Consider the following 26,917-nt stretch of genomic DNA (forward strand, 5'->3'; position numbering starts at 1 on the left):
TTGTCGATCACACCGCTCGACGCCGTCCACGGCGCCGCCGCACCCGTCTCGAAGCCCGCGTTGCCCAGCAGCTGCGTCGGCGTGCAGCCGCCGCCCGTGCTCGCGACCGTCCAGTTGAAGCTCGTGGTCGCGGTCGCCCCGGTCGCGTCGGTGACGGTGACCGTCACGGCGGAGGTCCCGATCGTACTCACCGTGCCGGAGATCAGGCCGGTCGAGGAGTTGACCGACAGGCCGGCCGGCAGGCCGGTGGCGGAGTACGACAGCGGCGCGGTGCCGCCCGAGGCCTGGAGCTGGAGGCTCACCGAGCCGTTCACGGTGGTCGACTGGTCACCGGGGCTGCTCACTGACACGGCGCTGCCGCCGCCCGGCTTGGTGAGCAGGCAGCCGGCGACGTTCAGGTCGATGGCCCGGCCCGCGCCGAGGCAGGTGGTGAACCAGTAGGTCTCCTCGCCGTAGCTCTGGCCCTTGGTGGCCGTGGTGCTGCCGTCGGCGGCGACCTCGCACGGGTTGTTGAGGGTGCACATCTGGCCGTCGTCGTTGCCGGTGTTGTTGATGCCGACGATCCGGCCGCTCGCGGAGTCGATGATCGGCGAACCCGACGTCCCGTGGGTGGTGTTGCAGCCGGAGCTGTAGCGCAGCGAGTCGTGCCAGGTCCACTGGTCCTCGCGCAGGGTGGGCACGAACCCGTTGACGGAGCAGTTCCAGACCTGCTTCCAGTACGACGAGGGTATGTACATCGCGGCGCCATTGGCCGGGTGGCTGTCGTTGATGGTCAGCGCGGTGACGCCGTAGCGGCTCTTGATCGCGCCGTAGGTGTCGGTGAGTTCGTAGAGCGTGACGTCGGTGCCGGTCATCGTCGCGTACAGGACCTTGTCGGCCTGGACGGTGCCGAGGCTGTTGCCGGCGCCGTCGAGCAGGGTGCCGCTGCGACTGGCGGGGACGTTCTGGATGACCTGGCCGGCGTTCGGCATCGTGGGCAGGCAGTGGCCGTTGGTGAGCATGAGCGCCCGGTCGCCGTCGACGGAGGCGGGGTAGCGGACCAGCGAGGCCGAGCAGTCGTCGAGCGCGATGGTCGCCGTGAGGTCGGCCGCCTGGACGGCCTGTGCGGGGGAGGCGGCGAGTGTCAGCCCGCCGGCGATGACCGCGCTCGCGCCGGCGACGGCGACAAGTCTCTTGAACATGGCTCTCCTTGTGGGGGATCGCGGGGTGCCCGACTGGTCGCCGAGGCCCGCGCCGCACGAAAGTGCCATGGCCACTTCAAGTGGTCAACAGTCCTGACCGAAAAAGGCCGGGGAACGCCGTCGAACGTCAAGGACGCTACGGTTGCGGGAAGTTGTTCTGGTCCACGTCCTCGGTCTTGGCGTTGCCGCCGACCACCGGCTTGAGGGTGATCGACCACGACGTGGCGGTGCGCCCGGTCTCGAAGGCCAGCGTGTCCTGGAACTTGGTGAACCGGCAGCTCTGGGTGAACGCCTTCGCGTCGTTGTCCCAGTCCACGCCGCCCGAGAAGTAGACCTCGTACGTCCCGTCCTGGACGCCCTCGATGCTCGCGTTCGAGCCCTTGGCCACGTACACCGAGTTGACCGCCTTGCCGTCCAGGGCGAGCGTGACGACGGCGTCCGACGAGCCGCCGTTGTCGACCTTGAACACGCCCTCGCCGTTCAGCCGCCCCTTGCGGACCATCGTGCCGTTGTCGAGCGTGCGGTTCTGCGCCGCCGGGAGCTGCGGGACGGCGAAGGTGGTCGGGTAGCCGGCCGCCGCCATCTTCGCGAGGGAGGCGGTGACGGCCTTCAGGCTCGCCGCCTGGCCCACCTCCGCGAGGCCGGCGCTGAGCCCGCACACGGTCTTGTGCTTGATGTCGCCCTGGATCTTCGCCATCTCGGTGCCGAGCTGGGTGAGGGCCGAGGCGAGGTCGCTCTGCGTGATCCCGACCTCCGGCGGCTGGTCGGCCGTGCGCAGCGTGAGGCTCGCGGCCTTGGCGCTGGTGGCGATCTCGCCGAGCACGGTGTTGAAGTCGGTCAGGTTGTTCACGGTGCTCACCTTCCCGACCGCGGTGGTGACCGGGTCGACGGCGCCGGTGAGCACGGGCCCGTACGCGGGCCGGGTCGGCGTCGGCAGGGGCGTGACGGTCGGCGCCGGCAGCGCGGCGGAACCACCGGACTGCTTCGGATCCGCGACCGGCCGCCCTCCCCCGCTGGAACAGGCCGCAAGCAGCAGCACCGATCCGACGGCCAGACCGGCCTTGGTGATGGACCTCATGAACCCCGCCCCCCACGTGTCGTCCCCCGCACGCGCCGCGCACGCTACGTGCACGTATCCCGCCGAACATGGTCCCGGAGTGTGCGCGGCAAGGTCAACAGGGCGCGCAAGGAGCGTACGGGCGCACACGAGGGGCGCGCGGGGAGCCTGTGGCGGTCAACTACCATCGGGCCGTGCTCAGTCTCACCGGCCTCCCCCTCCAGATCGTCGCGTCCGTGATCGCGATCGCCGTCTTCGCCGCCACCATGTGGCTGTGGCCGAGATTCGGCGGACGGACCTGGAAGTCCTGGCTCGGCCGGATCGGCGCCTTCCTCGCGACCCAGATCGCGGTGCTCGTCGCCATGGGCCTGGTCGCCAACGGCTACTTCGGCTTCTACAGCTCCTGGAGCGACCTCCTCGGCACGAACGGCAAGCAGGGCACGGTCGTCGACCACACGCCCAACGCCGCGGTCGCCGTGACCGGCGAGCAGAAGATGTACTCCGCCCAGGGCTCCGAGCCGGACCGCTCCGGGCTGATCCAGAAGGTCGCCCTCAAAGGAGCCGCCAGCGGCCTGACCAGCGACGCGTACGTCTACCTGCCGCCGCAGTACTTCCAGGCCGACTACGCCAGGCAGAAGTTCCCGATGGCCCTGGTCATCGCCGGCTACCCGGGCTCGGCCGAGAAGCTGATCTCGCTCATGCAGTACCCGGCCTCCACCCTCGCCGCGATCGAGCAGAAGAAGCTGCCGCCGACCGTGCTCGTCATGATGCGCCCGACGCTGTCCGGCAACCGCGACACCGAGTGCATGGACATCCCCAACGGCCCGCAGGTCGAGACCTTCTTCACCAGCGACCTGCCCAAGGCCCTCGCCACCGCCTACCGGATCGGCGGCGACCCCGCCAACCGCGCCGTGATCGGCAACTCCACCGGCGGCTACTGCGCGCTCAAGTTCGCCCTGCGCAAGCCCGACGCCTACCGCTCGGCCGTCTCCCTCTCCGGCTACTACACCGCGCCGATCGACGAGACCACCGGCGACCTGTTCAACGGCAGCGCCCAGCTCAAGCAGGAGAACGACCTCGTGTGGCGGCTGAGGACCCAGCCCGCCGCGCCCGTCAACCTGCTGCTCGCCACGAGCTACGACGAGAACAACTACGACGGCACCCAGGCGATGGTGGGCGCGTTCAAGGCCCCGACCAAGCTCTCCACCATCACCCTCGACACCGGCGGCCACAACTTCCACACCTGGACCCGCGAGATCCCCCCGGCCCTGGAGTGGCTCGGAAAGCACCTGGTCATGCCGCAGTCCGCCTGAGGCGTCCGGCCGGGCCGTCCAGCGGAGCCGTCCGGCGGCCGCCCGGCCGGACCGGGGGCGGATTCCTAGATCACACCCGGCTCACAGTCCCGTCTCACGGTTCTCTCAGGCGCGCCACGCACGGTATGACGCATGACCACGACCAGCTACACCCAGCCGGCCGGTGAACCGTGGCCCGAGGCCGCGGACTTCCCGCCGCCGGAGGTGCCCCAGCCGGCCCCCGCACCGGTCCCGGCACCGCTCTTCCCCGAGCAGTCCCTGCCGCCGGCCGGACCCAAGGGCCCGGCCTCCTGGTCGGGCCGACTGCGTACCCTCCCCGCCCGCGCCTGGCGCGGGCGCGCCGACGACCCCCGCTGGGTGCGCCCGGCCCTGCTCGGCCTGATGGCCGCCACCGCCGTCCTCTACCTGTGGGACCTCAGCGCCTCCGGCTGGGCCAACGCCTTCTACTCCGCGGCCGTCCAGGCGGGCAGCCAGAGCTGGAAGGCGTTCTTCTTCGGCTCCTCCGACGCCTCGAACTTCATCACGGTCGACAAGCCTCCGGCGTCGCTGTGGCCGATGGCGCTGTCCGCGCGGATCTTCGGCCTCTCGTCGTGGTCGGTCCTCGCCCCGCAGGCGCTCATGGGCGCCGCCACCGTCGGCGTCCTGTACGCGGCGGTGCGTCGCCGCTTCTCCCCGCTCGGCGGACTGCTCGCCGGTGCCGCGTTCGCCCTCACCCCGGTGGCGGCGCTGATGTTCCGCTTCAACAACCCGGACGCGCTGCTCGTCCTGCTGCTGACCGTCAGCGCCTACGGGCTGATCCGCGCGATCGAGACGGCGAGCACCCGGTGGCTGCTGTTCACCGGCGCCGTGTTCGGCTTCGCGTTCCTCACCAAGACCCTGGCGGCGTTCCTGATCCTGCCCGCCTTCGCGGTGATCTACCTCGTCGTGGCGCCCACCGGCCTGTGGCGGCGGGTGCGCCAGACGCTGCTCGCGGGCGTCGCGGTGGTCGTCGCCGGCGGCTGGTGGGTCGCGGTCGTCGAACTGCTGCCCGCCTCCGCCCGCCCGTACGTCGGCGGCTCGCAGGACAACAGCTTCCTCTCGCTCACCTTCGGCTACAACGGCCTCGGCCGGGTCGACGGCAACGAGCGCGGCAGCGTGGGCGGCGGCGGTCGCCTCCCGGCCGGGCTCGACCTGCCGGCCGGCGCCGCGCAGGGGATGAAGAACCGCGGCTGGGGCCAGACCGGCATCACCCGCCTGTTCGGCAGCGACATCGGCGGCCAGATCGCCTGGCTCCTACCGGCCGCGCTGATCCTGCTGGTGGTCGCGCTGTGGGCGACCCGCCGCTACGCCCGCACCGACACCGCCCGCGCGGCGTTCCTGGTCTGGGGCGGGTGGCTGATCTCCACCGCGCTGATCTTCAGCTTCATGTCCGGGATCTTCCACCAGTACTACACCGTGGCGCTCGCCCCGGCCGTCGCCGCACTGTTCGGCATGGGCGTGGACGGGCTGTGGCGGGCGCGCCACCGCCTGCCGTACGCGCTGGTCCTCGCGGGCACCCTCGCGGCGACGGCGGTGTGGGCGTTCGTCCTGCTCGGCCGCAGCTCGGACTTCCTGCCGTGGCTGCGTTGGGCGGTCCTGGCCGCCGGGCTCGTGGCGGCGGCCGCGCTGGTGGCCGGGCAGTTCGCGGGGCGGACCTCCGGTCGGACCGGGGCGCGGATCGCCTCGGTGGCGGGCCTCGTGGGCCTCGCGGCGGCGCTCGGCGGCCCGGCGGCGTACGCGGTGGACACCGTCGGCACGGCGCACAACGGCTCGATCATCACGGCCGGGCCGTCCGTCAAGGGCGCGTTCGGGCCGGGCGCGTTCGGCAAGGGCGGTCGGGCCGGCAAGGGCGCCACGGGCAACGGCCAAGGCTTCGGCGGCCAGTTCCCCGGCGGTCAGGGCTTCCCCGGCGGTCAGGGCTTCCCCGGCGCTCAGGGCGGTCAGGGCGGCTTCCCCGGCGGCCGGGCCCCGCACGGCCAGAACGGCGGCGGCTTCCCGGGCGGCTTCGGCGGCGGCCAGGGCGGCTTCCCCGGTGCCGACAACGGCTCCGGCAACGGCGGCGCCAACGGCGGCCGCCACGAACGCGGCACCGGCACCGGCACCGGCACCGGCGGCAACGGCTCGGCGGGAATGCCCGGCGCGGCCGGCCCCGAGGGCGCGGGCGGCTTCGGCGGCCCCGGCGGCACGGGCGGCGGCATGGGCGGTCTGCTCGGCGGCACCAAGGTCAGCGACGAGGCCGCGGCCCTGCTCAAGCAGGACGCCGACCACTACACCTGGGCCGCCGCGACCACCGGCTCCCAGAACGCCGCGAGCTACCAGCTCGCCACCGGCAAGCCGGTCATGGCCCTCGGCGGCTTCAACGGCACCGACCCGTCGCTGAGCCTGGCCGACTTCCAGAAGTACGTCCAGGAGGGCAAGATCCACTGGTACATCGGCGGCGGCTCGCACCGCGGCTTCGGCGGCGGCGGTGCCGGCGACGACAACGGGCAGCAGAACGAGAGCGCCCAGATCGAGGCGTGGGTGACCAGCCACTTCACCGCGAAGACGGTCGGCGGCGCCACGTTCTACGACCTCACGGCGGCCCCGTCCTCCTGAGCCGTACGAACCCGAGGGGGCGCACCGCGAACCACGCGGTGCGCCCCCTCGGCGTGGCAAGGGCCGACGGTCAGTCCGTCGCGCAGTGCGTGCCCGCCTCCGGCAGCCGCCCGTCCACCAGGTAGGAGGTGACCGCGCTGCGCACGCAGCCGCTCTTGTCGTACGCGGTGTGCCCGTCGCCCTCGCGCGTCAGCAGCACGCCGTGCTCGAAACCGGCCGCCATCCGCTGCGCCCACGGGTAGGGCGTGACCGGGTCGCCGGTGGAGCCGACGACGAGGACCGGGGCGCTGCCCGGCGCCCGCACCGTGTGCGGCTGCTCGGTCGAACGGTAGGGCCAGGGGCGGCAGTCGGGGTCGAGCAGGGTGGCCCGGGTGTCGTGCGAGCCGGTCAGCGGGGCCCGGGCGGCGAGACCGTCGAGCGCCTCGCGCAGGTCCGCGTCGGTGGGGGCCAGCGGGGCGTCGGCACAGTGGATCGCGGCGTACGCGTCGGCGGGCGTCTCGAAGTGGCCGTCCTCGTCGCGGCCGGTGTTGGCGTCGGCGAGCTTGAGCAGTTCGTCGCCGTCGGCGCGGGTGATCGCGGGTTCGATGGCCGCGCGCAGCCGCTCCCACGAACGGTGGCCGTCGTAGAGGACGTTGAGGACGCCGTTCCAGCCGAGGGTCGCGGTGACCGGCCGCCCGCCGGAGGTGCTCAGCGGATGCTTCCTGAGGCCGTCGAGGAACGTGGCGAGCCGCTTGGGGGCGGTGGCCGGGTCGGTGCCGAGCGGGCAGGAGTCCTCGGCGGAGGCACAGTCGGCGGCGAACGCGGTGAACTCGGTCTCGGTGGCCGCGGCCTGCTCGCCGTTCATGTGCAGCAGGTCGGTGCTGCGCTCGACGGCGCCGTCGAGGACGAGCCGGCCGGTGCGCTCGGGGAACTCCTCGGCGTACAGGGCGCCGAGGTAGGTGCCGTAGGAGAGGCCGAGGAAGTCGAGCTTGCGGTCACCGAGGGCGCTGCGCAGTACGTCCATGTCGCGGGCGCTGTTGCGGGTGCCGACGAAGGGGAGCACCTTGGCGTACTTGGCCTCGCAGGCGTCGGCGAGCACCTGGCCGTGGTCGTAGGACGGGTCGTCGGTGCTGGTCCACTCGTCGCGGGTGCGGTCGTCGAGGCAGGTGACGGGAATCGTGCGACCGGCGCCGCGCGGGTCGAAGCCGACCAGGTCGAAGTGGTCGTGCAGCGGGGTGTCGAAGCTCCGCCAGCCCCACTGGACCTGGGAGACGCCGGAGTTGCCGGGGCCGCCGGGGTTGAGCACGAGCGAACCGAGGCGGTGGGCCGGGTCGGCGGCGGGCACGCGGGCGAGTGCCACGTCGATGGTCTCGCCGCCGGGGTCGGCGTAGTCGAGCGGCACCTTCAGGGCGGCGCACTGCACGACCGTCTCCTCGGGGTCGGCGTTGGCGTCGTCGCCGCAGGGCGCCCACGCGATCCGCTGGTCGTAGAGGGCGCGCAGGGCCGGGGAGGCGGTGTCGGAGACCCGTTCGGCGATCGGCGCGCGGGGCGCGGTGCCCGCTGCGCCGCCCGGGGCGACGGAGCCGGTGCAGCCCGCGGGGAGCGCGACGGCGAGGGCGGCGGCGAGGACGGGCAGGGCGCGCCGCGGGTACCGGGGGATCATCGAGTCCACCGCCCACGAATACCACCTGGCCGGTGCTCCGGTCACGCCAGGGACCTGCTGGGACGTCGGAATCGGGGGTTCACCGGGCGGCGCACTGTTCGAGCATGGTCTTCTTGTCGGCTTCGGTGACCGGGAGTTGGTACTTGAGCGAGACCTGGGCGAAGCGCACCGCGTAGGCGCAGCGGATCTCGGTGTTGGCGGGCAGCCACCCGGCCGGGCCGGAGTCGCCCTTGGAGGCGTTCTGGGAGCCGTCGGCGGGGATGAGGTTGAGCGGGTCGTTGGCGATCCGGACGCGCTTGGCCCTGTCCCACGTCGCGGCGCCCATCTGCCAGTCGTAGGAGAGCGGCATCACGTGGTCGATCTGGATCTTCGTGGCCTGCTGCTTGGTCCACCGGACGGTCGTGCCGGTGTACGGGTCGAGGATGGTCATCGCGGTGACGACGCAGTCCGAGCCGTCCTTGCGCTCGACGGCCGTGCCGTCGCGGGCGAGCAGGTCGTTGCGGGTGTCGCAGTTGTTGCGCCCGAGCGGCACGCCCTCGACGTCGTCGGTCCAGGCGGACCCGAACTCGCCCCGGTCGTAGCCGTCCCTCGGGCCGGGGGCGGCGGTGGCGACCTTCGCGACGAGGTCGCGGCCGGCCTCGCGGTCCTGCGGCGAACTCAGCGGCGCGAGACCGGGCTTGGTGCCGTCGGGGTTCACCAGCGGACTGGTGCCCGCGCCCCCGGCCTGGACGTGCGGCGTACCGTCGCGCCCGCCGACGAGCCAGCCGACCAGCGCGAGCACGCATATGAGGAACACGGTGGCGGCGGACAGCGCGGTGCGGCGGGCGGGCACGGAGAACTCCCGGGGTGAGGGGCGGGCTGACGGCGAACCAGCAGATCAGCCGCCCCAAGAGCAGGTCAAGGCGACGCCACGCGAACCCCAGGGACCATGTCGAAGATCACAATCGCCGCTATCCGCCGATCGCGGACATCGGGCGCTCCGGCCGGACGAAACCGTCGGAGTTGATGGCGTGTCCGGGGCCCTTGCGGCCGATGGTGGCACGCCAGGCCGCCTCCACCGCGTCGTCGTCGGCGCCGCCGCGCAGGAGGGCGCGCAGGTCGGACTCCTCGGTCGCGAACAGGCAGTTGCGCAGTTGCCCGTCCGCGGTGAGGCGGACCCGGTCACAGCCGCCGCAGAACGGGCGGGTGACGGAGGCGATCACGCCGATCACGGTGTCGGTGCCGGCGACGCGCCACTCCTCGGCGGGGGCGTTGCCGTGCCGGCCGACCGGGACGAGGTCCCAGCGGGCGCCGAGCACGGCGAGGATCTCGTCCGCGGTGACCATCGTCGAACGGTCCCAGGCGCCCTGCGCGTCCAGCGGCATCGACTCGATGAACCGCATCCGGTAGCCGTGCTCGGCCGCGAACTCGGCGAGCGGCACGATCTCGTCGTCGTTGACACCGCGCACCGGCACGGCGTTGACCTTCACCGGCGCGAGGCCCGCGGCCTGCGCCGCGGCCAGGCCCGCGAACACGTCGGCGATCCGGTCCCGGCGGGTGATCGCCGCGTAGCGCTCGGGTCGCAGGGTGTCCAGGCTGACGTTCACCCGGTGCAGCCCGGCCCCGCGCAGCGCGGCGGCGGTGCGGGCGAGTCCGATGCCGTTGGTCGTCAGCGACACCTCCGGGCCGAGCGCGGTGATCCGCCCGACCAGGTCCGGCAGGCCGCGGCGCAGCAGCGGCTCGCCGCCGGTGAGCCGGACCGACGTGATCCCGAGCCGCCGGACGGCGATCCGCACCAGCCGCAGCACCTCGTCGTCGCCGAGCACCTCGGCCTTGGGCAGCCAGTTCAGGCCCTCGGCCGGCATGCAGTACGTGCAGCGCAGGTTGCAGCGGTCGGTGAGCGAGACCCGCAGGTCGGTGTGGACCCGGCCGAAGCGGTCCAGCAGCGGGCGCGGTGCGGTGTTCATCTGCCAAGTACAGGGGCCGCGGGGGCGCACCGCCAGCGGCCGAACCGCCGGGGACCGGCCTCGACCTGCGGCTTCGCCTTGTGGATTCGTACAACTGTGGATTCCCACGATGCGCGGCGGCGCCCCTGGCGGGCAGGCTGGGCCCATGCAGACCACTCCCGGGCCTCCCGCACCGGTCGCCGCGCTGGTGCTCGCCGCCGGCGGCGGGCGCCGGCTCGGCGGGCGGCCCAAGGCGCTGATCCGCTACGGCGGCCGGCCGCTGGTCGAACACGCGGTGGCCGTCGTGCGGGCCGGCGGCTGCACGGACGTGACGGTGGTGCTGGGCGCCGAGCGCGAGAAGGTCCGCGCCACCGCCCACCTGCCGGGCTGCCGCCTGGTCGCCAACCCGGACTGGGCGGGCGGCATGGGCTCCTCGCTGCGGGCCGGCCTGGCCGCGCTCGCCCCGGGCGCGTCGGCGGTGCTGGTGATGCTCGTCGACACCCCGGGCGTCACCGCGGCCGCGGTGGCCCGCCTGCTGGCCGCGCACCGGGCGGGCGCCGACCTCGCCGCAGCGGCCTACGACGGGCGGCGCGGGCACCCGGTGCTGATCGGCGCACGGCACTTCGCGGAGGCCGCCCGGGGCGCGACGGGCGACGCGGGAGCCCGAGCGCTCCTGACGGCGCACGCGGACGCGATCACGCTCGTCGAGTGCGCCGACGTCGCCGTCCCGGACGACCTCGACACCCCGGCCGACCTGGCCCGCTGGTCCGCCGGGTGACCATCCGCCCGGCGCACACCACCCGCCCGCGCCGCCCCACCGCGCGCTCCGTACACCGACCGGCCGCACACCCCTGATCTCTCCCTGAGGATTGCCCCATTCCGCGTCCACCGGCCCCGGTTTCAGGGAGCATGGGAGGCGTCCTCCCACCCGACTCGAACGGACGGAGCCCGAGATGGCCGGACTGCCCGACGACTTCACCGGACACGACCCCGCTCGCCACGGGCCGGGGGCGGGCGGTGGCGGCCGGGCGATCCGCTGCCCGGCCTGCCGCCGCGAACACCTCTACGAACCGCCCTCGCTGCCCTGCCCCTGCGGCGCCTCCCTGAAGGTTCCGCTGCTGCGCGGCGGCGTGCCCGTGCAGGTGCGCTTCCGCTCCTGGGAGGACTCCTGGCTGAGCATGCGCTGTCCGCACTGCGGCCGCTCCGACCAGTGGCCGCAGCCCGAGTTCACCTGCAACTGCGGCGCCACCGTCCGCCTGCCCGTGGACCGCACCACCCGCCTGGGCAGCGGCACCGCCGCCCCGCTCGGCGGCACCGGGCCGCAGCCCGCCCGCCCCTACCCGGCGCACCCGATGAACGCCCCGGTGCCCGCCCCGCCCGGCGGCAGCGGCGGCCAGGCCAAGCCCTTCCGCCACCGCGCACCCTTCCGCCCGCACCCGGTGCGCACCTCCCAGGACGCCGTGTTCACCGCCGCCCGCTACCTGGAGTGGCTCGGCTTCGACGACCTGGAGCTGACGGAGTCCCAGGAGCGCGACGGCGTCACCCTGCTGGGTGGCCGGATGGTCGCCCAGGTGGACACCTGGACCGAGCCCGCCGACGTCAAGTCGGTGGAGTGCCTGTGGCTGCAGACCCTGCACGCCGAGGAGATGGCCGCCGCGATGTTCACCCTCGCCGGCTACTCCCACCAGGCCACCGTCCGCGGCGAACAACTGCTGGTCGCCCTGTTCAGCCTGGACCTCGCGGGCGTCCCGCAGCCCGCCAACGGCGCCGCCGAGGCGCTGATGGAGACCGGCTGGACCTCCTGACCCCGCCCGCCCCACTAGATCGATTCCTCCGCGGGCGCAACAACCTGCGCTCGTGATCTGGTGCACAAGCTCACCCGCGTGTTGAATTGCCGCCACAGCGCGGGCCCGGTCCTGTCGCTGAACTCCCGTCGTCCGCACGGCGGGCGGGAGTCCGGCGCCAGGACCTGCGGGGTGCCGTGCCGATGCTGGATGGCGCACACAAGGAGGTGGCGTTGTCGGAGCACGGATGGGGCCCGAGCGGCCCGGACGGGCGGGGGCGGGCGGCACCGGAGGAGCCGGGGGACGCCGTGTGGCGGCTGCGGTCCCGGGGGTGCTGGCAGGAGGCCGCCGACGTGCTGCGACCGGCCGCCGAACACGATCCGGCGGTCGCCCTCGGGCGCGCCGAACTCCTCATCGAGCGCTGCCTGTTCACCGCGGCGCACTGGACCCAGGCGGAGCAGGCGCTGCGCCTGGCCGAGGCCGGCGTGACCACCACCGAGCAGCGCGCGGCCGCCGCCTGCGCCCGCGGCTTCCTGGCGTACCTCGCCAGCGTGCTCGGCCCCCGCGACCGGCTCGACGAGGCGCAGGCCGCGTTCGGCCGCACCTCGGCGCTGCTCCCGCCGGACGCCCCCGGGCGCCCGCTGCTGGACTTCCGCCGCGGCCTGGTCGCGGAGAACCTCCTCCGGGACCGCGGTGCCGCCTGGATCGCCTACCGCAGGGCGCACGACGGCGCCGGCGAGCGCGGCGACGAGCTGCTGCGCTCCTACACCTGGCGCCACCTCGCCGCACTGGCGCTCGCGCGCGGGGACCACGGCCACGCCCGTGAGGGCTTCGACGCCTCGCTGCGGCTGCGCGAGCAACTCGGCTTCACCGTCGGCGTCGCACCGGCGCTCGCCGCGCTCGCCGAGGTGTCGGAACCGGCCGAGGCGGCCCGGCTACGTGCCGAGGCCACCCGGCTCGTCCACGCCCTGGGAGGCGTGCCCGTGTGGCTCGCGCGCCAGCTGGGCGCCGGCCGCGCTCCGGCGCCTCCCCCGGACGGTCGCATCGGGCGGGAGAGCAGGGACAGCATCAGCTAAGGTGAGCCTAACCTGGCTGGGGAGAGCAGTGCCCCGGCCGGGTCCGCCTTGCCGTTCCCGGGCACCGCCATGCCCCGGCCCGGCGCGGGCGCGCGCCGGGGCTCCGCCCAGCGGTCCGGCGGGCCCCGCCGTGCCATCCGCCGGCGGGCACCGGACGACCCGATGGGGGCCGCCCATGACCGCGACCAGCGCCACCGCGAGCAGCACCCGGCCCGGCCCCGCGCCGCGCGTCCCGCACACCGCCACCACCGGCCCCCGCCCCGACCCCGCCGACCCCTGCGCCGCCGCCTACCGCCGCCTCGCCGTCCTCTCCCCCGTCCTGCGCGTGCACTGCGCCCCGCCCCGGCGCGGCCGCGGCTGGATCCCCGCCGCCGACCTCGCCGACCACCCCGGGGCCGTCCGCGACCTGATCGCCCACGACGCCCGCCAGGGCCTCGCCCGCTACGGGCAGCCGCTGCGCCCGGACGTCGCCGCCGGCTTCGCCCTGCACCGCTTCGTCTGGCCCGCCTCCCTGCTGTTCACCGCACCGTGGTTCCTGGAGCGGCGCGTCCCGCTGCTCACCCCCGCCGACGTCTCGCTGCGCCGCCGCACCGGCGAGGTGACCGTCCGCCCGGGCGCCTTCGCCTGCCTGCCCGAGGACCCGGCGGCCGGCCTGCCGCAGGCCCGTCCGGTGCCGGGCGGGGCCGCACTGGCGGCCGAACTCCGGCGGGCGGTGGGCGGGTTCCTCGCGCCCGTGCTGGCCGCGTTCCGCCCCGAGGTGCGGCGCGGGCCGCGCGTGCTGTGGGCGATGGCCACCGACGCGGCGGTCGAGGGGCTCTGGTACGTCGCCGGGCTGCTCGGCGAGGAGGAGCGGGCGCGGGCCGAACTGACCGCCCTGCTGGACCCGGCCGCCCCGGCGTGCGCGCCCGGCGCGGCCACCACCTACGCCCCGGGCCCGTCCCCCTTCACCCCGGGCGCCGGTTTCGACCCGCGGGGCGGCGGCCCCGGCGGTCCTTCGGGTACCGACCGGGCGCGCGCCAGCTGCTGCCTCGTCTACACCGCCGAGCCCGCGGCGATGTGCGGCGGCTGTCCGCGCGTCACGCGGAATTGACGAAAGGACGTGCGAGCGGGAATCCGGAAAGCCCGGAATTCCGGCAATCGTCCACCACACATTGATACGAAAATGCGATTGAGTCGGGGTCAGAAATCCCTCTACTCAGCGCATTGACGGCGAATCGGCCATTCCTTCGGCGCGCATCGGTCATGATGGTCCCCGCCATCACGACGCAGGAACGCGACGCAGGAAAGCGAGGCTGGTTCCGGCGATGAAATTGTCCGACATACCGCTCGGCTGGGCCGTCACCGGAGGCGTAGGGCTGCTGGTCAGCGCACTCCTCCTGGCCCTGGCCCGGAGCCGGGGATCCGCCGCCGCGGGCGCGGATACCTGGGAGCGTTCCGAGGAACGGCGCCGCCGCAAGGAATCCCTGTACGGGGGAGCCTCCTACACGCTGCTGTTCTGCTGCGCCGCCGTCGCCGCCGCGCTCTCCTTCCACGGCCTGGTCGGCTTCGGGGTGCAGAACCTGAACCTCTCCGGCGGCTGGGAGTACCTGGTGCCGTTCGGACTCGACGGCGCGGCGATGTTCTGCTCGGTGCTCGCCGTCCGCGAGGCCAGCCACGGCGACGCCGCCCTCGGCTCGCGCCTGCTGGTGTGGCTGTTCGCCGGCGCCTCCGCCTGGTTCAACTGGGTCCACGCCCCGCGTGGCTTCGGCCACGCCGGCGCCCCGCAGTTCTTCTCCGGGATGTCGCTCTCGGCGGCCATCCTGTTCGACCGGGCCCTCAAGCAGACCCGCCGGGCCGCCCTGCGCGAGCAGGGGCTCGTCCCGAGGCCGCTGCCGCAGATCCGCATCGTGCGCTGGCTGCGCGCGCCGCGCGAGACCTACGCGGCCTGGTCGCTGATGCTCCTGGAGGGGGTGCGCAGCCTCGACGAGGCCGTCGACGAGGTCCGCGAGGAGAAGCGGGAGCGGGCGGCGGAGAGGGAGCGCCGCAAGCTCGCCGGGCGCCGGGAGCGCGCCGAGATCCGGGCGATCAGCCGCAGCAACGGCGCCTGGCGCAGCGGACGCGGCGGCGCGCGGCAGCTGGAGTCCGCCGGCTCGGAGCCCGCCATAGCCGGCGGCCCCGGGGCCGAGCGCTCCGCCGGCCCCCGCGAGGTCGGTGCCGCGGCCGGGGGCACCGTGGTGCAGCCCGGCCTCCCGGCCCGCCCCGAGCGGCGCACCATCGACCTCACGGCCGACGAGGACACCGTGGCGCTGCCCCGGCTGGACTCGCTGGAGCAGAAGCTCAAGGACCTGGAGCAGCAGTTCGGCTAGGACACGCTCCTACGCGGCCGCGGCGCCGCCGCTGAGTTCGAACCACATGCGCTTGCCGGAGCCGCGCGGCTCGACGCCCCAGGCGTCCGCGAGCGCCTCCACGAGCATCAGGCCGCGTCCGGAGGAGGCCTGTTCCCCCGGTGTCCGGCGGGTCGGCCACAGGTCCGACTCGTCCTCCACCTCGACCCGCAGCCGGGCCCGGCCGCCGTCGGAGACCGGCTCCCGGTAGAGGCGGGCGGTGAACATGGCGTCCCGGTCGGTGTGCCGGATGGCGTTGGTGACCAGCTCGGAGGAGAGCAGTTCGGCGGTGTCGATGAACTCGGCGACGCCCCAGCGGCGCAGCGCGTCGCGCAGTTCCGCCCGCACCTCGGCGATGCGGGCGAGGTCGGCCTGGCCGATCCGGCGGCGCAGCTGCTGGGCGGCCAGGCCGCCGGCCGGGCCGTCCCAGCGCAGGAGGAGCAGCGCTATGTCGTCCTCGCGCTCGCTGGAGTCGGCGGCCTGGGAGGCGATCCGGTCGGCCAGGCCCTCCAGCGGGTCGCGGGCGGCCTCCTCGGCGGGCGGGAGCGGCTCGGCGAGCGCCCTGGTGAGCCGGGCGACGCCCTCGTCCAGGTCCATGCCGCGGGACTCGACCAGGCCGTCGGTGCACAGCAGCACCGTCTCGCCCGGGTCGAGGCTGAACCGGGTGACCCGGTACTCCTGGTCGGGGTCGATGCCGAGCGGCAGGCCGCCGGCCACCGGCACCGCCGCCGCGGTGCCGTCCGAGCGGCGCACCACCGGGTCGAGGTGTCCGGCCCGCACCGCGTAGACGACGCCGTAGTCCACGTTGACCTCGGCGTAGGTGCAGGTCGCGAAGTGGTCGGTGTCCAGGTCGGCGAGGAAGCGGGAGGCGCGGGCCATCACGGCGGCCGGCGGGTGCCCCTCGGCGGCGTAGGCGCGCAGGGCGATGCGCAGCTGGCCCATGATCCCGGCGGCGTGCACGTCGTGGCCCTGGACGTCGCCGATCACCAGGCCCACGTGCCCGCCGGGCAGCGGCACCACGTCGTACCAGTCGCCGCCGATCTGCAGGCCGGAGCCGGCCGCCAGGTAGCGCACGGCCGTGGTGACACCCGGGACGGACGGCACGGTGCGCGGCAGCATCACCCGCTGGAGGCCGGCCGCCAGCTCGTGCTCGGCGTCGTGCAGCCGGGCCCGGGCCAGCGACTGGGCGACCAGGCCGCCCAGCGTCGTCAGCAGGGTCCGCTCGTCGGCGTCCAGCTCGCGCTCGTCGTCGAAGCTGACCACGCACACGCCGATCGCCCGGCCGCTGGCCACCAGCGGCAGGTAGGCCCAGGAGCCGCGGCCGTTGCGGCTGGTCGGCTCCCACACGTCGGGGTAGGAATCGCGGTACTCGTCCCGGGAGGAGACGAACACCGGCGCGCGGTGGCGCAGCGCCTCGGCGGCGGGGTGGCCGGCGGGCAGCAGCGTGCGGTCCCAGATGGAGAGCGCGCCGGGCCGGTAGCCGGAGGCGCCGAGGATCCGGGCCCGCCCGGCCTCGAAGGCGGCCAGCACCAGGCCGTCCGGCGGCAGCCCGGGCAGCGGCAGCTCGGTGAAGACCCGGGCGACGTCCCGGACGGTGACCGCCTCGGACAGCGCGCGGGCGGCCTCCTTGATGAAGCGGGAGCGCTCCTCGCGCAGCAGCGCGAGCCGGTCGGCGCGGTCGCGCTTGTGCAGTTCGACGGTGGCGTCCCAGACGAAGCCGACCATCCGGGAGGCGCGCCCGAAGGCGTCGGCGAGCACCCGGCCGCGGAAGCGCACGGCGCGCATGGTGCCGTTCGGCCCGACCGTGCGGTAGTAGGCGCCGCACTGGCCGAGCTCGGCGACCGCGCGCTCGACCCGGCGGCGCACCACGGGCGCGTCCTCGGGGTGCAGCAGGGCGAGGAAGGAGGCGGCGGTGCGGTCGAACGCGCCCTGGCCGACCTCGTCCAGGCCGATGATCGCGCAGGCCCGCGGGTCGCCCTCCAGCACGTCGCGGCGGATGTCCCAGTCGAAGGAGCCGATGCCGTTGGCGGCCATCGCGGGCTCCAGCCAGTCCGGCATGGAGTCGCCGGCGGCGGACGGCAGCCCGCCGGAGAGCACCGGCGCCAGGCGGCCGGCGGCCCCGGGGACGGTGCGCAGCGGGCGCCGGCGCACGGCCTGGGCGGGTGGCTTCGCCCGTCCGGTGCCCGTGGTCGTGGGACCGGGTGAGCCGACGGGCGGGTCGGCCGTGGACGCGCCGGGAGTAAGCGCCGGCCCCGGCGACTCGGGCTCAGTGGGCATGCTGCTCCTGCCGCTGCCGTGACGGACCCGCCGACCGTCCGGCCGGACCGCGTGGCGATGTGGTGGGTGGTGCTGGATCGGACGGTGCCGACCTGCGGCGGTCAGTCGAGGTACCGTCTCCCCGCTGCTCTCCGCACGTGGTCACACATTCCCACCATCCTGGCCAATGTTCGGCCCAGCGGCAATGGCAACGGGCCGGAAATCTTGTGTTCCGCCTTCTGTTCAGGGCGTCCTTCGACAACGAATGAACCGTATCCGAACCGTTCGGCGGGCGGATCGCGCGCTCCCGGCGTTTTCCGCGGCGCACCGGTGCGGGGCGCCGGTACGGCGCCGGCTGCGACCAGGCCGGTGGCATCGGCTGCGGCGTCGCCGGCGGCACCGAACGCGCGCCACCGGTGGCACCGGCTAGGACGTCGCGAGCTCGAACCAGGTGACCTTGCCGTCGCCGCGCAGCTGGACGCCCCACGCGTCCGCGAGCGCCTCGACCAGCATGAGCCCGCGGCCCGAGGTCGCGTACTCGGCGTCCGGGTCGCGCCGGCGGCCGGGCAGCCGGGTCGCGCCGTCCTGCACCTCGATCCGCAGCCGGTGGTCGGTGCCGAGCACCGCGTCGAACACCGCACCCTTGCCGGTGTGCAGCAGCGCGTTGGTGACCAGCTCGGAGGAGAGCAGTTCGGCGGTGTCGGAGAGCTCCGGCACCCCCCAGTGGCTCAGGGCGGTGCGCAGCCGGTGCCGGACCGAGCCGACGGCGACCAGGTCGGCCGGGTCGAGCGTCAGGTGGAGCCGGCGGTGCAGCGCGCAGCCGGGGGCGGTGGCGCCCGGCAGGGCGGTCCCCGTGCCGCCGACCGGAGCCTGGACCGGCCCGGACCGGTAGGCGTCGCCCGAACTCGTCCGCTGCCGCGGGAATCGCGACTGACCGTCCATCACCACTTGCCCCCGCCCTCGCATCCGGGCCCCCGGGCAGGATCCCCCGCCCGCCGGGTGGCCCTCCTCGTTCCGACCACCATCCTCATGCCCAGCTGACGGCGTTTGCAACAGTGTGCGTCCGATCACGTGGGGTGAAAGGGGCACGGGGAGGTTCGCGTGATCCAACTGCCCGCGCCGGACGGGTTTGCGAAGCGCAGAGCCCGCATTCGAGCCCTCCCCTCGCCGATCCCGCGCACACCCGGCGCGCGGAACCGCGCCCGCCCCGCGCCGTGCGCCGGCCCGTCCCGCCGTCGAGCCCCGTCCTCCGCGCTCCCCGCTCACCCCGCTCACCCCGCGCGCCGTCCCGGCGCGCCGAACCGGCGCGGAGCCGCAACGCTGGACAGGGCGGCCCGGGCCGGGTTCAATGGCCCAAGAAGTTTGAACGACGTTCTAAACATCCCTGAGCGCCCCGAACGTCCGAGCACCCCCGAGCCGCCCCCCACCTGCCCGAGGGGCCCGACGAGCCGCGAGCGAGGAACCGTGCGACTGACCCCCACCGAGCGGGACCGACTGCTGATCTTCACAGCAGCCGAGCTGGCCCGCGCCCGCCGTGCCCGGGGCGTGCGCCTCAACATCCCCGAGGCCACCGCCCTGATCGCGGACACCGTCTGCGAGGCCGCCCGCGACGGCCGACGCCTGGCCGAGGCCATCGAGGCCGGACGCAGCGTCCTGACCGCCGACGACGTCCTGCCCGGCGTCCCCGACGTCGTCACCGTCGTCCAGGTCGAAGCCGTGTTCGACGACGGCACCCGCCTGGCCGTCGTCAACGACCCCTTCAAGGGCGCCGGCTCGCTCGGCGACGAGGCCCCCGGCGGCGCGCTCGCCGGAGACGGCGCCGGCTACGACCCGGTCGAGGAGACGCTCCTGCTCCCCGTCCACAACACCTCCGAGGTGCCGATCTCGGTCACCTCCCACTTCCACTTCTTCGAGGCCAACCCGCGCCTGGCCTTCGACCGCGCCGCCGCCTACGGCACCCACCTCGCCGTCCCGGCCGGCTCCTCCGTGCGCTTCGACCCCGGCGCCACCGTCGAGGTCGGCCTGGTGCCGATCGGCGGCGAACGCGTCGCCATCGGCTTCGCGGGCCTCGTCGACGGCCCCCTGGACGCCCCCGGCGCCAAGGAGGCCGCCCTGGCCAAGGCCCGCGCCACCGGCTACCTGACCGCCTTCGACGACACGGAGGTGCCTTCGTGAGCGCCATCACCCCCCACGACTACATCTCCGTCCACGGCCCCCGCGCCGGGGACCGCATCCGGCTCGGCGACAGCGGCCTCATCGTCCGCGTCGAGTCCGACTCCCAGGCCCCCGGCGAGGAGTTCCTGGCCGGCTTCGGCAAGACCGCCCGCGACGGCCTGCACCTCAAGGCCGCCGCCGTCCGCGACACCTGCGACGTCGTCATCAGCAACGTCCTCGTCATCGACGCGATCCAGGGCGTGCGCAAGACGTCCATCGGCCTCATCGGCGGCCGGATCGCCGCCATCGGCCGCGCCGGCAACCCCGACACCCTCGACGGTGTGGACGTCGTCGTCGGCACCGGCACGACGATCGTCTCCGGCGAGGGCCTCATCGCCACCGCCGGCGCCATCGACACCCACGTCCACCTGCTCTCGCCGCGGATCATGGAGGCCTCGCTCGCCTCCGGCGTCACCACCATCATCGGCCAGGAGTTCGGCCCGGTCTGGGGCGTCGGCGTCAACTCCCCCTGGGCGCTGCGCCACGCCTTCAACGCCTTCGACGCCTGGCCGGTCAACATCGGCTTCCTCGGCCGCGGTTCGTCCTCCGACCCGGCCCCGCTGGTCGAGGCCCTCGCCGAGGGCGGCGCCTGCGGCTTCAAGGTGCACGAGGACATGGGCGCCCACACCCGCGCCCTGGACACCGCGCTGCGCGTCGCCGACGAGTACGACGTCCAAGTCGCTCTTCACACCGACGGGTTGAACGAGTGCCTGTCCGTCGATGACACCATCAAGGTGCTGGAGGGCCGCACCATCCACGCCTTCCACATCGAGGGCTGCGGCGGCGGACACGTCCCCAACGTCCTCAAGATGGCCGGCGTCCCCAACGTCATCGGCTCCTCCACCAACCCCACCCTGCCGTTCGGCCGCGACGCCCTCGGCGAGCACTTCGGCATGATCGTCTCCGCTCACGACCTCAAGGTCGACCTGCCCGGCGACGCCGCCATGGCCCGCGACCGCATCCGGGCCGGCACCATGGGCGCCGAGGACGTCCTGCACGACCTCGGCGTCATCGGGATCACCTCCTCCGACGCCCAGGGCATGGGCCGCGCCGGCGAGACCGTCCGGCGCACCTTCGCCATGGCCGGCAAGATGAAGGCCGAACTCGGCCCCCTCGACGGCGGGTACGGGACCACCGAGGGCGGCGACGACAACGAGCGCGTCCTGCGCTACATCGCCAAGCTCACCATCAACCCCGCCATCGCCCACGGGCTCTCCCACGAGGTGGGCTCGATCGAGGTCGGCAAACTCGCCGACATCGTCCTGTGGCGCCCCGACCACTTCGGCGCCAAACCGCAGCTCGTCCTCAAGGCCGGATTCCCCGCCTACGGCGTCGTCGGCGATCCCAACGCCTCCACCGACCGCTGCGAACCCCTGGTCCTCGGACCGCAGTTCGGTGCCCACGGCGCCACCGCCGCCGACATCTCCGTCGCCTTCGTCGCCCAGGCCGCCGCCGACGGCGCCTACCTCGACCGCCCCGCCGACGGCCTGCCCACCCGCCGCCGCCGCGTCGGCGTCCGCGGCACCCGCGGCATCGGGCCCCGCGACATGGTGCGCAACGCCCGCCTCGGCCACGTCGAGATCACCGAGACCGGCCTGGTCTCGCTCGACGGCTCGCCGCTGCGCTCCGAACCGGCCGACAGCGTCTCGCTCAGCCGCCTCTACTTCCTCTGACCTCCTCCCCCAAGGACCCCCTGATGACCACCCCCACGCCCGCCTCCCTCGGCTACCGGATGCCCGCCGAATGGCACCCGCACGACCGCACCTGGATGGCCTTCCCGACCACCAACCCCACCTTCGACAGCCCGGAGAACCTGCACGCCGGCCGCGAGGCCTGGGCAGCGGTCGCCAACACCATCGTCCGGTACGAGCCGGTGACGCTCGTCGTCAACACCGGGGAGAGCGCCGAGGCCCGCAAGTACGTCTCCGAGCAGGTCGAGATCGTCGAACGCCCCCTGGACGACGCCTGGATGCGCGACATCGGCCCGTCCTTCCTGATCGACGGCAAGGGCTCGCTCGCCGCCGCCGACTGGATCTTCAACGGCTGGGGCGCCCAGTCCTGGGCCCGCTGGGACAAGGACCAGCACATCGCCGAGCACATCGGCGAGCTGACCGGCGTCCGGCGCTTCGCCTCCCGCCTGATCAACGAGGGCGGCGGCATCCACGTCGACGGCGAGGGCACGGTGCTCGTCACCGAGACCGTCCAGCTCGGCGAGGGCCGCAACAGCGACTGGACCAAGGAGCAGGTCGAGGCCGAGCTGCACGCCTTCCTCGGCACCACCAAGGCCATCTGGCTTCCGCGCGGACTCACCCGCGACTACGACGAGTTCGGCACCCGCGGCCACATCGACATCGTCGCCTCCTTCGTGCGCCCCGGCGTCGTCGTCGCCCACGTCCAGCCGGACCCGGCCCACCCCGACCACGCCGTCTGCCAGGAGCTCGTCGCCGTCCTGCGCGCCTCCACCGACGCGCAGGGCCGCCAGTTGGAGGTCATCGAACTGCCCGCCCCCACCGTCCTGTTCGACGAGGACGGCGAGCCGGTCGACTACTCCTACATCAACCACTACGTGGCCAACGGGGCCGTCATCCTGTGCGGCTTCGACGACCCGCGCGACCAGGAGGCCGCCGACATCCTCGGCGAGGCCTACCCCGGCCGCACCGTCGAACTCGTCGACGCCCGCGGGATCTTCGCCAACGGCGGCGGCATCCACTGCATCACCCAGCAGCAGCCGAAGGCCTGACGGGACGCCACCGGAGCGGGGCACGCACGCCCCGCTCCGGTAGCGTTCGGTCCCGCTGCGAACCACGACCTCCGCTGCGCACCGAGGGAGAGCACCACACATGGCGGACGCCCGCCCGCGCCGGCCGGCGCGCCCCCGCGAGGAGGTCTTCGCCACCGCCCGCGCCGCGATCGCCGAACACGGGCTCGCCAAACTCACCATGGCCGGGCTCGGCAAGCAGCTCCAGATGAGCGCCGGGCACCTGCTCTACTACTTCGGCAGCAAGGACCAGCTGCTGCTGGAGACCCTCCGCTGGAGCGAGGACCAGCTCGGTGCCCGCCGCCGCGAGGCCCTCACCGACCACGCCCTCGACCCGTGGCAGCGCCTCGACGCCTACCTGCGGCTCTACCTCCCCGAGGGGCCCGGCGACCCGCGCTGGATCCTCTGGATCGAGGTGTGGGGGCGCTCCCCCGCCAGCGCCGAACTCCGCCAGGGCCAGCAGGACATCGAGGCCCCCTGGCAGTCCGACCTGGCCGGCCTCGTCGACGAGGGCACCGCCGCCGGCCACTTCACCCCCGGGCCCGCCGCCGACCGCGCCACCCAGATCCGCGCGCTCCTCGACGGGCTCGCCGTCCCCGTCGCCCTCGGCCTCCCCGGCAGCCGGCCCGACGAGGCCCTCGCCCACGCCACCGCGGTGGCGCGGATCCTGCTGCGGGCCTGAGGCGGGAGCCCCTTCCACTCCGTCCGGGCTCCCCAGCCCGTCCGGGCTCCCTACTCGGTCCAGACGGCGGCGGCCGTGCGGTCGTCCGCGTAGCCCTTCGCCCTGACCTGCACCTGGCGCAGGAAGTCGACCGTGCCCGGCGGGTGCGGGTGGACCCAGTGCGAGGACAGGAAGTGGGCCACGGCCGGCTCGTCGGCGATCGGGTCCGCCAGGCCCGGCGTGCAGAGCAGCAGGATGTCGCCCGGGGTCGCCGGGACCAGCCGGAAGCGGAACGGCCGCGGCTCCGGCACCGGACCGTCCGCCACCGCCGGCACGCCGTCCGGGTGGTGCAGCAGCCGGGCCGCGTAGGCGTCGATCCAGTGACCGGAACGCAGCAGGTACAGCCCGCCGGGGCCGACCCCGAACGCCGCCCGGTAGCCGGCCGCCGGGTCCAGCGACACCATCAGGCAGTGCAGCGACGCCGGGGACGGGCCGTCCTCCCCGCCCGGCGCCAGCGCCCGCAGCGGGGCCGCCGCACCGGTGACCAGCCGCTGGAGGCCGTAGCGCAGCCGGTCGCGGGCGCCGTCGCGCAGGTCGGCGGCGAGACCGGCGCGGCTGCGGCCGATCGCGGCGGCCAGCTGGCGGCAGGCCTCGCCGGTCGCGGTGCCGACCGCCTCGGGCGGCGGCAGGCCCTCGTCGGCCGTCGAGCCGCCGTCGTCGAACCCGTTGCGGTCGAAGCCGCCGAGCACGGCGAGCAGCAGCCCGTCCGGGCCGTCGCCGAACCGCGTCACCAGCAGCGCGTCGCGCCGCGGCTCGCCCCGGTAACGGGCGGAGTCGCCGCGCACGGACACGGCCCGCAGGACGGCCGGACCGTACTGGGCGCCCTCCAGGACGGTGTCCGGCACGACGGACCCCAGCGAGCCCGGGTCCGCCTCCGGCACGGCCGTCGGCTCCGGCCCGTACGTCGGCGGGCGCTCCCCCACGTGCGGCACGGCGTCGGCGGCCAGCGGCGAGCGGGCGACGGGGCGGGGGGAGGGAGCGGGGGCGGGTTCCGCGGCGTGGACGACTTCCGGTTCGGGGTCGGGGTCGGGGGCACGGACGGCTTCCGGTTCCGGCTCGGGCGTGCGGGCCGGTTCCGGCTCGGGCGGAGAGGCGTGCACGGCCTCGGGCTCGGGCTCTCGTTCCGGCTCGGGCTCGGGCTCGGGCTCGGGCTCGGGCTCCGATTCCGGTTCGGGCTCCGGTTCCGGCGCCGCGTCGACGGCGGGCTCGGATTCCGGCTCGGGCTCCACGGCGGCCTCCGGCCGCACGTCCTCCGGAACCGCTGCCACCGGCTCGGGCGCGTCCGGCTTGTCGAGCGTGACGGGGCCCGTCCGGAAGTCCGGTGCCGGGAACTTGTGCGTCTGCGCCGACGGCGACGGCGCGGGCCACTCGAGCGGCGCTGCCACCGGGGCCGGCACCGGCTGGCCGATCACGTCCAGCGCGGTGTCGAACCAGTCGTCGATGCTGTCCCGCACGCCCACGGGCGCCTGCGCCGCGGCCTCGGCCGCCGCCTGCGCCTGCTCGCCGGTGCGCTGCGGCGCGATCAGGCCCGCCGCGGTGTCGAACCAGTCGTCGACGCTGCCCCCGCCAGGGTCGGCCCCGGGGGTGTCCGGGAGGGTGCCCGCCGGGCCGTCGTAGACGGCGTCCCACCACCCGTCGTCGGGCCGGTGGGGCTGTGCGGGTGCACCCTGTTTGCTCATCTGGCGGCTCCTGGTCGGTCCGTGGTCGCGCCGCCCCCGGCGGGGCCGGACTCGACGTCATTGTCTCCGAGTGCAACGACGCTGTCCGGGTTTCGGCGACAACCGGACACCGTCCGGAACGTTCCCGGCCACCCCGTTCGCCCCCTCGTTCACCACCGTTCCGTCCGTGCTTGCCGGAAGTGCCCGGAGCGGGCGTTTCCGTGCCTTTCGGTGCCATTGGGGGCCGAAAATGGGGCCGGAGGAGGGGCATCGCATCACTCGTTCGGCTGATTAAATGTGCCCATGACCGTGTCGGCCCCCAGCTCGCCCCGACCGGGGAGGGCCGCACCGGCGGGCCACCCGGCTGGTGTGCTGTGGATCCTGCTGCTGGTCGGGCTGCTGACGGCACTGCCCTGCTCGGGCCGGGCGATGGCCGCCGACCAGGGTTCCCCGGCACCGTCCACGGTGCCGGCGGCCACGACGGTCACCACCGTCACCGTCACCTCCGGCGCCACGGCGGCCACCGCGGGCACGGCCACCGGCCGCGCCGCCGAGCCCGCCGACCGCCACCTGCACGTCGACGGACCGCGCCACTGGACGTGGTGCTCGGCCGACGGACGTCCGCCGCAGCGGGACAACGGCTGCTCCAGCCACCCGTACTGCGGCCAGGACGCCCAGCTGCCCAACCCGCCGCCGCACCCGCAGCCGGTGGTGTCACCGCACGCGCCGGCCCCCGAGGCGCTGCCCCGGGTCGCCCCCGCCGGACTGCTCGTCGGCCCGCACCCCGCACCCGATCTGCACGAACTCCAGGTGCACCGCTCCTGAGCGGAACCCGCCGTCCGCCACCGGACGGATCCGCCCCTCCCCACTTCATCCGACCGCCGCCCCAGCCGGGCGCGCGGGGACAAGGACAACCACCATGGGTTCCGCCTCCAAGCAGTCCAGCAAGAACAAGCAGCAGGGCGCCAACGACCGCCGCGCCCGGATCGCCGAGCTGCGCGCCGCCGAGCAGCGCCGCGACCGCCGCAACAAGATCATCGCGATCGTCGCCGCGTGCGTCCTGGTCGCCGGCACCGGCGGTGCCATCGCCTGGGTCCTCAAGGACCAGAGCGACAAGAAGCACGCCCAGGAGGTCGCCGCCAACGCGGACATCCCGGGCGTGAAGACCTTCGGCGACCTGAGCCGCAACCACGTCAAGGACAAGGTCAGCTACCCGATGACCCCGCCGGTCGGCGGCGACCACAACGCGGTCTGGCTGGACTGCATGGGCCACGTCTACGACCAGCCGGTCGAGAACGAGCGCGCCGTCCACTCGCTGGAGCACGGCGCGGTCTGGGTGACCTACAACGGCAAGGCCACCCCGGAGGACATCAAGACCCTCTCCGACAAGGTCAAGGCCACCCCGTACTCGCTCATGAGCCCCTACCCGGACGAGCAGGGCACCATCACCCTGAACGCCTGGAGCACCCAGCTCGTCGTCGACAGCGCCTCCGACCCCCGGGTCAACCAGTTCTTCACCAAGTACGTCCAGGGCAAGCAGACGCAGGAGCCCGGCGCCTCCTGCACCATGGGGCAGATGTGACCGCCGGGAAGCCCGTGACCCCCGGGGATCCGCAGGACGCCGACGAGCCGCAGGCCGTCGCCGCCAGGCCCCGGCGCCGGCTCTGGTGGCCGGCCGCGCTGGCCGCCGCCGTCGCGCTGGCGCTCGGCGTGCCGGCCCTGGTGGCGAGCGGGACGTCGGCCTCCGGCTCGTCCTCGCTGACCGTCCCGGCGGACGACTCGCCCGAGGCCGGGTTCGCCCGCGACATGGCGACCCACCACCAGCAGGCGGTGGACCTGTCGTTCATCGTCCGGGACCGCACCTCCGACGAGCCGACCCGCACCCTGGCGTTCGACATCATCAACACCCAGGCCAACCAGCGCGGCATGATGATGGGCTGGCTCGACCAGTGGGGGCTGTCGCAGCACTCGCCGGCCAAGCCGATGGCGTGGATGAACATGGGCCACGACTACCAGGCCCACGACGGCTCGCTGATGCCCGGCATGGCGACCAACGCCCAGCTGGCGAAGCTGCGCACGCTCAGCGGCAAGGACGCCGAGGTGTACTACCTGCAGCTGATGATCGAGCACCACAAGGGCGGCGTCGAGATGGCCCAGGGCTACGTGGACCTGGCGAAGAACGACAGCGAGAAGCGGCTGGCCCAGTCGATGGTGATCGCCCAGACCTCCGAGCTGGAGCTGATGACCGACATGCTCAAGGAGCGCGGCGCCGCCCCCGGCGTGCCCGCCTCCTGAGCCGCGTCCGCACGGCCCGACCGGCCAGGGGTGCGGTGGGGACGGAACGTTCCGTCCCCGC

22 protein-coding genes are annotated in these 26,917 nt (G+C 74.4%); 14 read left to right on the top strand and 8 right to left on the bottom strand.

Translation table 11 applies throughout. The features are described 5' to 3' along the window. Both AB0C76_RS38485 and AB0C76_RS38490 read right to left on the bottom strand, forming a co-directional pair. Nucleotides 1-1,181, bottom strand: a 1,181-nt coding sequence (locus tag AB0C76_RS38485; protein ID WP_359974687.1) for a putative Ig domain-containing protein, incomplete at its 3' end; no start/stop codon positions are given. 136 nt (nucleotides 1,182-1,317) lie between these two features. Further along, a complete protein-coding gene (locus tag AB0C76_RS38490) occupies nucleotides 1,318-2,259 on the bottom strand; it encodes a hypothetical protein (RefSeq protein WP_359974689.1) in 942 nt (313 codons plus the stop codon). A gap of 173 nt (nucleotides 2,260-2,432) precedes the next feature. Here AB0C76_RS38490 and AB0C76_RS38495 point away from each other — a divergent pair, with 173 nt between their 5' ends. Next, a complete protein-coding gene (locus AB0C76_RS38495) occupies nucleotides 2,433-3,551 on the top strand; it encodes an alpha/beta hydrolase-fold protein (protein WP_359974691.1) in 1,119 nt (372 codons plus the stop codon). Between the two features lie 132 nt (nucleotides 3,552-3,683). Then, entirely contained in the window at nucleotides 3,684-6,164 is a 2,481-nt protein-coding gene (locus AB0C76_RS38500; protein ID WP_359974692.1) for a glycosyltransferase family 39 protein, read from the top strand. Nucleotides 6,165-6,234: 70 nt separating this feature from the next. Here AB0C76_RS38500 and AB0C76_RS38505 read toward each other — a convergent pair whose 3' ends face one another. The 3 genes from AB0C76_RS38505 to moaA all read right to left on the bottom strand — a co-directional run bounded on the left by AB0C76_RS38505 (nucleotide 6,235) and on the right by moaA (nucleotide 9,752). After that, nucleotides 6,235-7,806: an alpha/beta hydrolase gene (locus tag AB0C76_RS38505; protein ID WP_359974694.1), complete on the bottom strand. Its 1,572-nt coding sequence runs from the start codon at nucleotides 7,804-7,806 to the stop codon at nucleotides 6,235-6,237. A gap of 79 nt (nucleotides 7,807-7,885) precedes the next feature. Further along, nucleotides 7,886-8,578, bottom strand: a complete 693-nt coding sequence (locus tag AB0C76_RS38510; RefSeq protein WP_359974723.1) for an HNH endonuclease family protein — start codon at nucleotides 8,576-8,578, stop codon at nucleotides 7,886-7,888. A 178-nt stretch (nucleotides 8,579-8,756) separates the two neighbouring features. Continuing rightward, nucleotides 8,757-9,752 (bottom strand): GTP 3',8-cyclase MoaA, encoded by a 996-nt coding sequence (gene moaA / locus AB0C76_RS38515; RefSeq protein ID WP_359974696.1) that lies wholly within the window; start codon nucleotides 9,750-9,752, stop codon nucleotides 8,757-8,759. A gap of 145 nt (nucleotides 9,753-9,897) precedes the next feature. On the opposite strand from moaA, the gene AB0C76_RS38520 reads away from it, so the two are divergent. From AB0C76_RS38520 to AB0C76_RS38540, 5 genes are all read left to right on the top strand, one after another. Continuing rightward, nucleotides 9,898-10,509: a nucleotidyltransferase family protein gene (locus tag AB0C76_RS38520; protein WP_359974698.1), complete on the top strand. Its 612-nt coding sequence runs from the start codon at nucleotides 9,898-9,900 to the stop codon at nucleotides 10,507-10,509. Between the two features lie 175 nt (nucleotides 10,510-10,684). Beyond that, on the top strand, nucleotides 10,685-11,536 hold the full coding sequence (locus tag AB0C76_RS38525; RefSeq protein ID WP_359974700.1) for a hypothetical protein: 852 nt from the start codon (nucleotides 10,685-10,687) through the stop codon (nucleotides 11,534-11,536). A 212-nt stretch (nucleotides 11,537-11,748) separates the two neighbouring features. Continuing rightward, the gene (locus AB0C76_RS38530; protein ID WP_359974702.1) at nucleotides 11,749-12,591 is read left to right on the top strand and encodes a hypothetical protein; all 843 of its coding nucleotides are present in this window, start codon (nucleotides 11,749-11,751) and stop codon (nucleotides 12,589-12,591) included. A 175-nt stretch (nucleotides 12,592-12,766) separates the two neighbouring features. After that, nucleotides 12,767-13,681 (top strand): (2Fe-2S)-binding protein, encoded by a 915-nt coding sequence (locus AB0C76_RS38535; RefSeq protein WP_359974703.1) that lies wholly within the window; start codon nucleotides 12,767-12,769, stop codon nucleotides 13,679-13,681. A gap of 214 nt (nucleotides 13,682-13,895) precedes the next feature. Continuing rightward, nucleotides 13,896-14,936 carry a DUF2637 domain-containing protein gene (locus AB0C76_RS38540; protein ID WP_359974705.1) on the top strand — a complete coding sequence of 347 codons (1,041 nt, stop codon included), beginning with the start codon at nucleotides 13,896-13,898 and terminating at the stop codon, nucleotides 14,934-14,936. A 9-nt stretch (nucleotides 14,937-14,945) separates the two neighbouring features. On the opposite strand, the gene AB0C76_RS38545 is transcribed toward AB0C76_RS38540, so the two are convergent. Continuing rightward, nucleotides 14,946-17,231, bottom strand: a complete 2,286-nt coding sequence (locus AB0C76_RS38545; protein ID WP_359974707.1) for a SpoIIE family protein phosphatase — start codon at nucleotides 17,229-17,231, stop codon at nucleotides 14,946-14,948. Nucleotides 17,232-17,636: 405 nt separating this feature from the next. Beyond that, entirely contained in the window at nucleotides 17,637-18,152 is a 516-nt protein-coding gene (locus tag AB0C76_RS38550; protein WP_359974709.1) for an ATP-binding protein, read from the bottom strand. Nucleotides 18,153-18,674: 522 nt separating this feature from the next. Here AB0C76_RS38550 and AB0C76_RS38555 point away from each other — a divergent pair. The 4 genes from AB0C76_RS38555 to AB0C76_RS38570 all read left to right on the top strand — a co-directional run bounded on the left by AB0C76_RS38555 (nucleotide 18,675) and on the right by AB0C76_RS38570 (nucleotide 22,864). Further along, the gene (locus tag AB0C76_RS38555; RefSeq protein ID WP_359974711.1) at nucleotides 18,675-19,385 is read left to right on the top strand and encodes an urease subunit gamma; all 711 of its coding nucleotides are present in this window, start codon (nucleotides 18,675-18,677) and stop codon (nucleotides 19,383-19,385) included. Nucleotides 19,386-19,390: 5 nt separating this feature from the next. Further along, nucleotides 19,391-21,097 carry an urease subunit alpha gene (locus AB0C76_RS38560; RefSeq protein WP_359974725.1) on the top strand — a complete coding sequence of 569 codons (1,707 nt, stop codon included), beginning with the start codon at nucleotides 19,391-19,393 and terminating at the stop codon, nucleotides 21,095-21,097. A gap of 23 nt (nucleotides 21,098-21,120) precedes the next feature. Further along, nucleotides 21,121-22,164, top strand: coding sequence for an agmatine deiminase family protein (locus tag AB0C76_RS38565; RefSeq protein ID WP_359974713.1), 1,044 nt, complete (start codon nucleotides 21,121-21,123; stop codon nucleotides 22,162-22,164). A 100-nt stretch (nucleotides 22,165-22,264) separates the two neighbouring features. Continuing rightward, nucleotides 22,265-22,864 carry a TetR/AcrR family transcriptional regulator gene (locus tag AB0C76_RS38570; protein WP_359974715.1) on the top strand — a complete coding sequence of 200 codons (600 nt, stop codon included), beginning with the start codon at nucleotides 22,265-22,267 and terminating at the stop codon, nucleotides 22,862-22,864. Between the two features lie 50 nt (nucleotides 22,865-22,914). On the opposite strand, the gene AB0C76_RS38575 is transcribed toward AB0C76_RS38570, so the two are convergent. Continuing rightward, entirely contained in the window at nucleotides 22,915-24,582 is a 1,668-nt protein-coding gene (locus AB0C76_RS38575; RefSeq protein ID WP_359974716.1) for a hypothetical protein, read from the bottom strand. Nucleotides 24,583-24,864: 282 nt separating this feature from the next. Between AB0C76_RS38575 and AB0C76_RS38580 the strand changes: the two genes are divergently transcribed. From AB0C76_RS38580 to AB0C76_RS38590, 3 genes are all read left to right on the top strand, one after another. Then, a complete protein-coding gene (locus AB0C76_RS38580) occupies nucleotides 24,865-25,386 on the top strand; it encodes a hypothetical protein (RefSeq protein WP_359974718.1) in 522 nt (173 codons plus the stop codon). Between the two features lie 94 nt (nucleotides 25,387-25,480). After that, the gene (locus tag AB0C76_RS38585; RefSeq protein WP_359974720.1) at nucleotides 25,481-26,143 is read left to right on the top strand and encodes a DUF3105 domain-containing protein; all 663 of its coding nucleotides are present in this window, start codon (nucleotides 25,481-25,483) and stop codon (nucleotides 26,141-26,143) included. Between the two features lie 14 nt (nucleotides 26,144-26,157). After that, the gene (locus AB0C76_RS38590; RefSeq protein ID WP_359974722.1) at nucleotides 26,158-26,856 is read left to right on the top strand and encodes a DUF305 domain-containing protein; all 699 of its coding nucleotides are present in this window, start codon (nucleotides 26,158-26,160) and stop codon (nucleotides 26,854-26,856) included. Nucleotides 26,857-26,917: the final 61 nt, after the last annotated feature.

It is taken from the genome of Kitasatospora sp. NPDC048722 (assembly GCF_040650235.1).
Lineage (GTDB): Bacteria > Actinomycetota > Actinomycetes > Streptomycetales > Streptomycetaceae > Kitasatospora.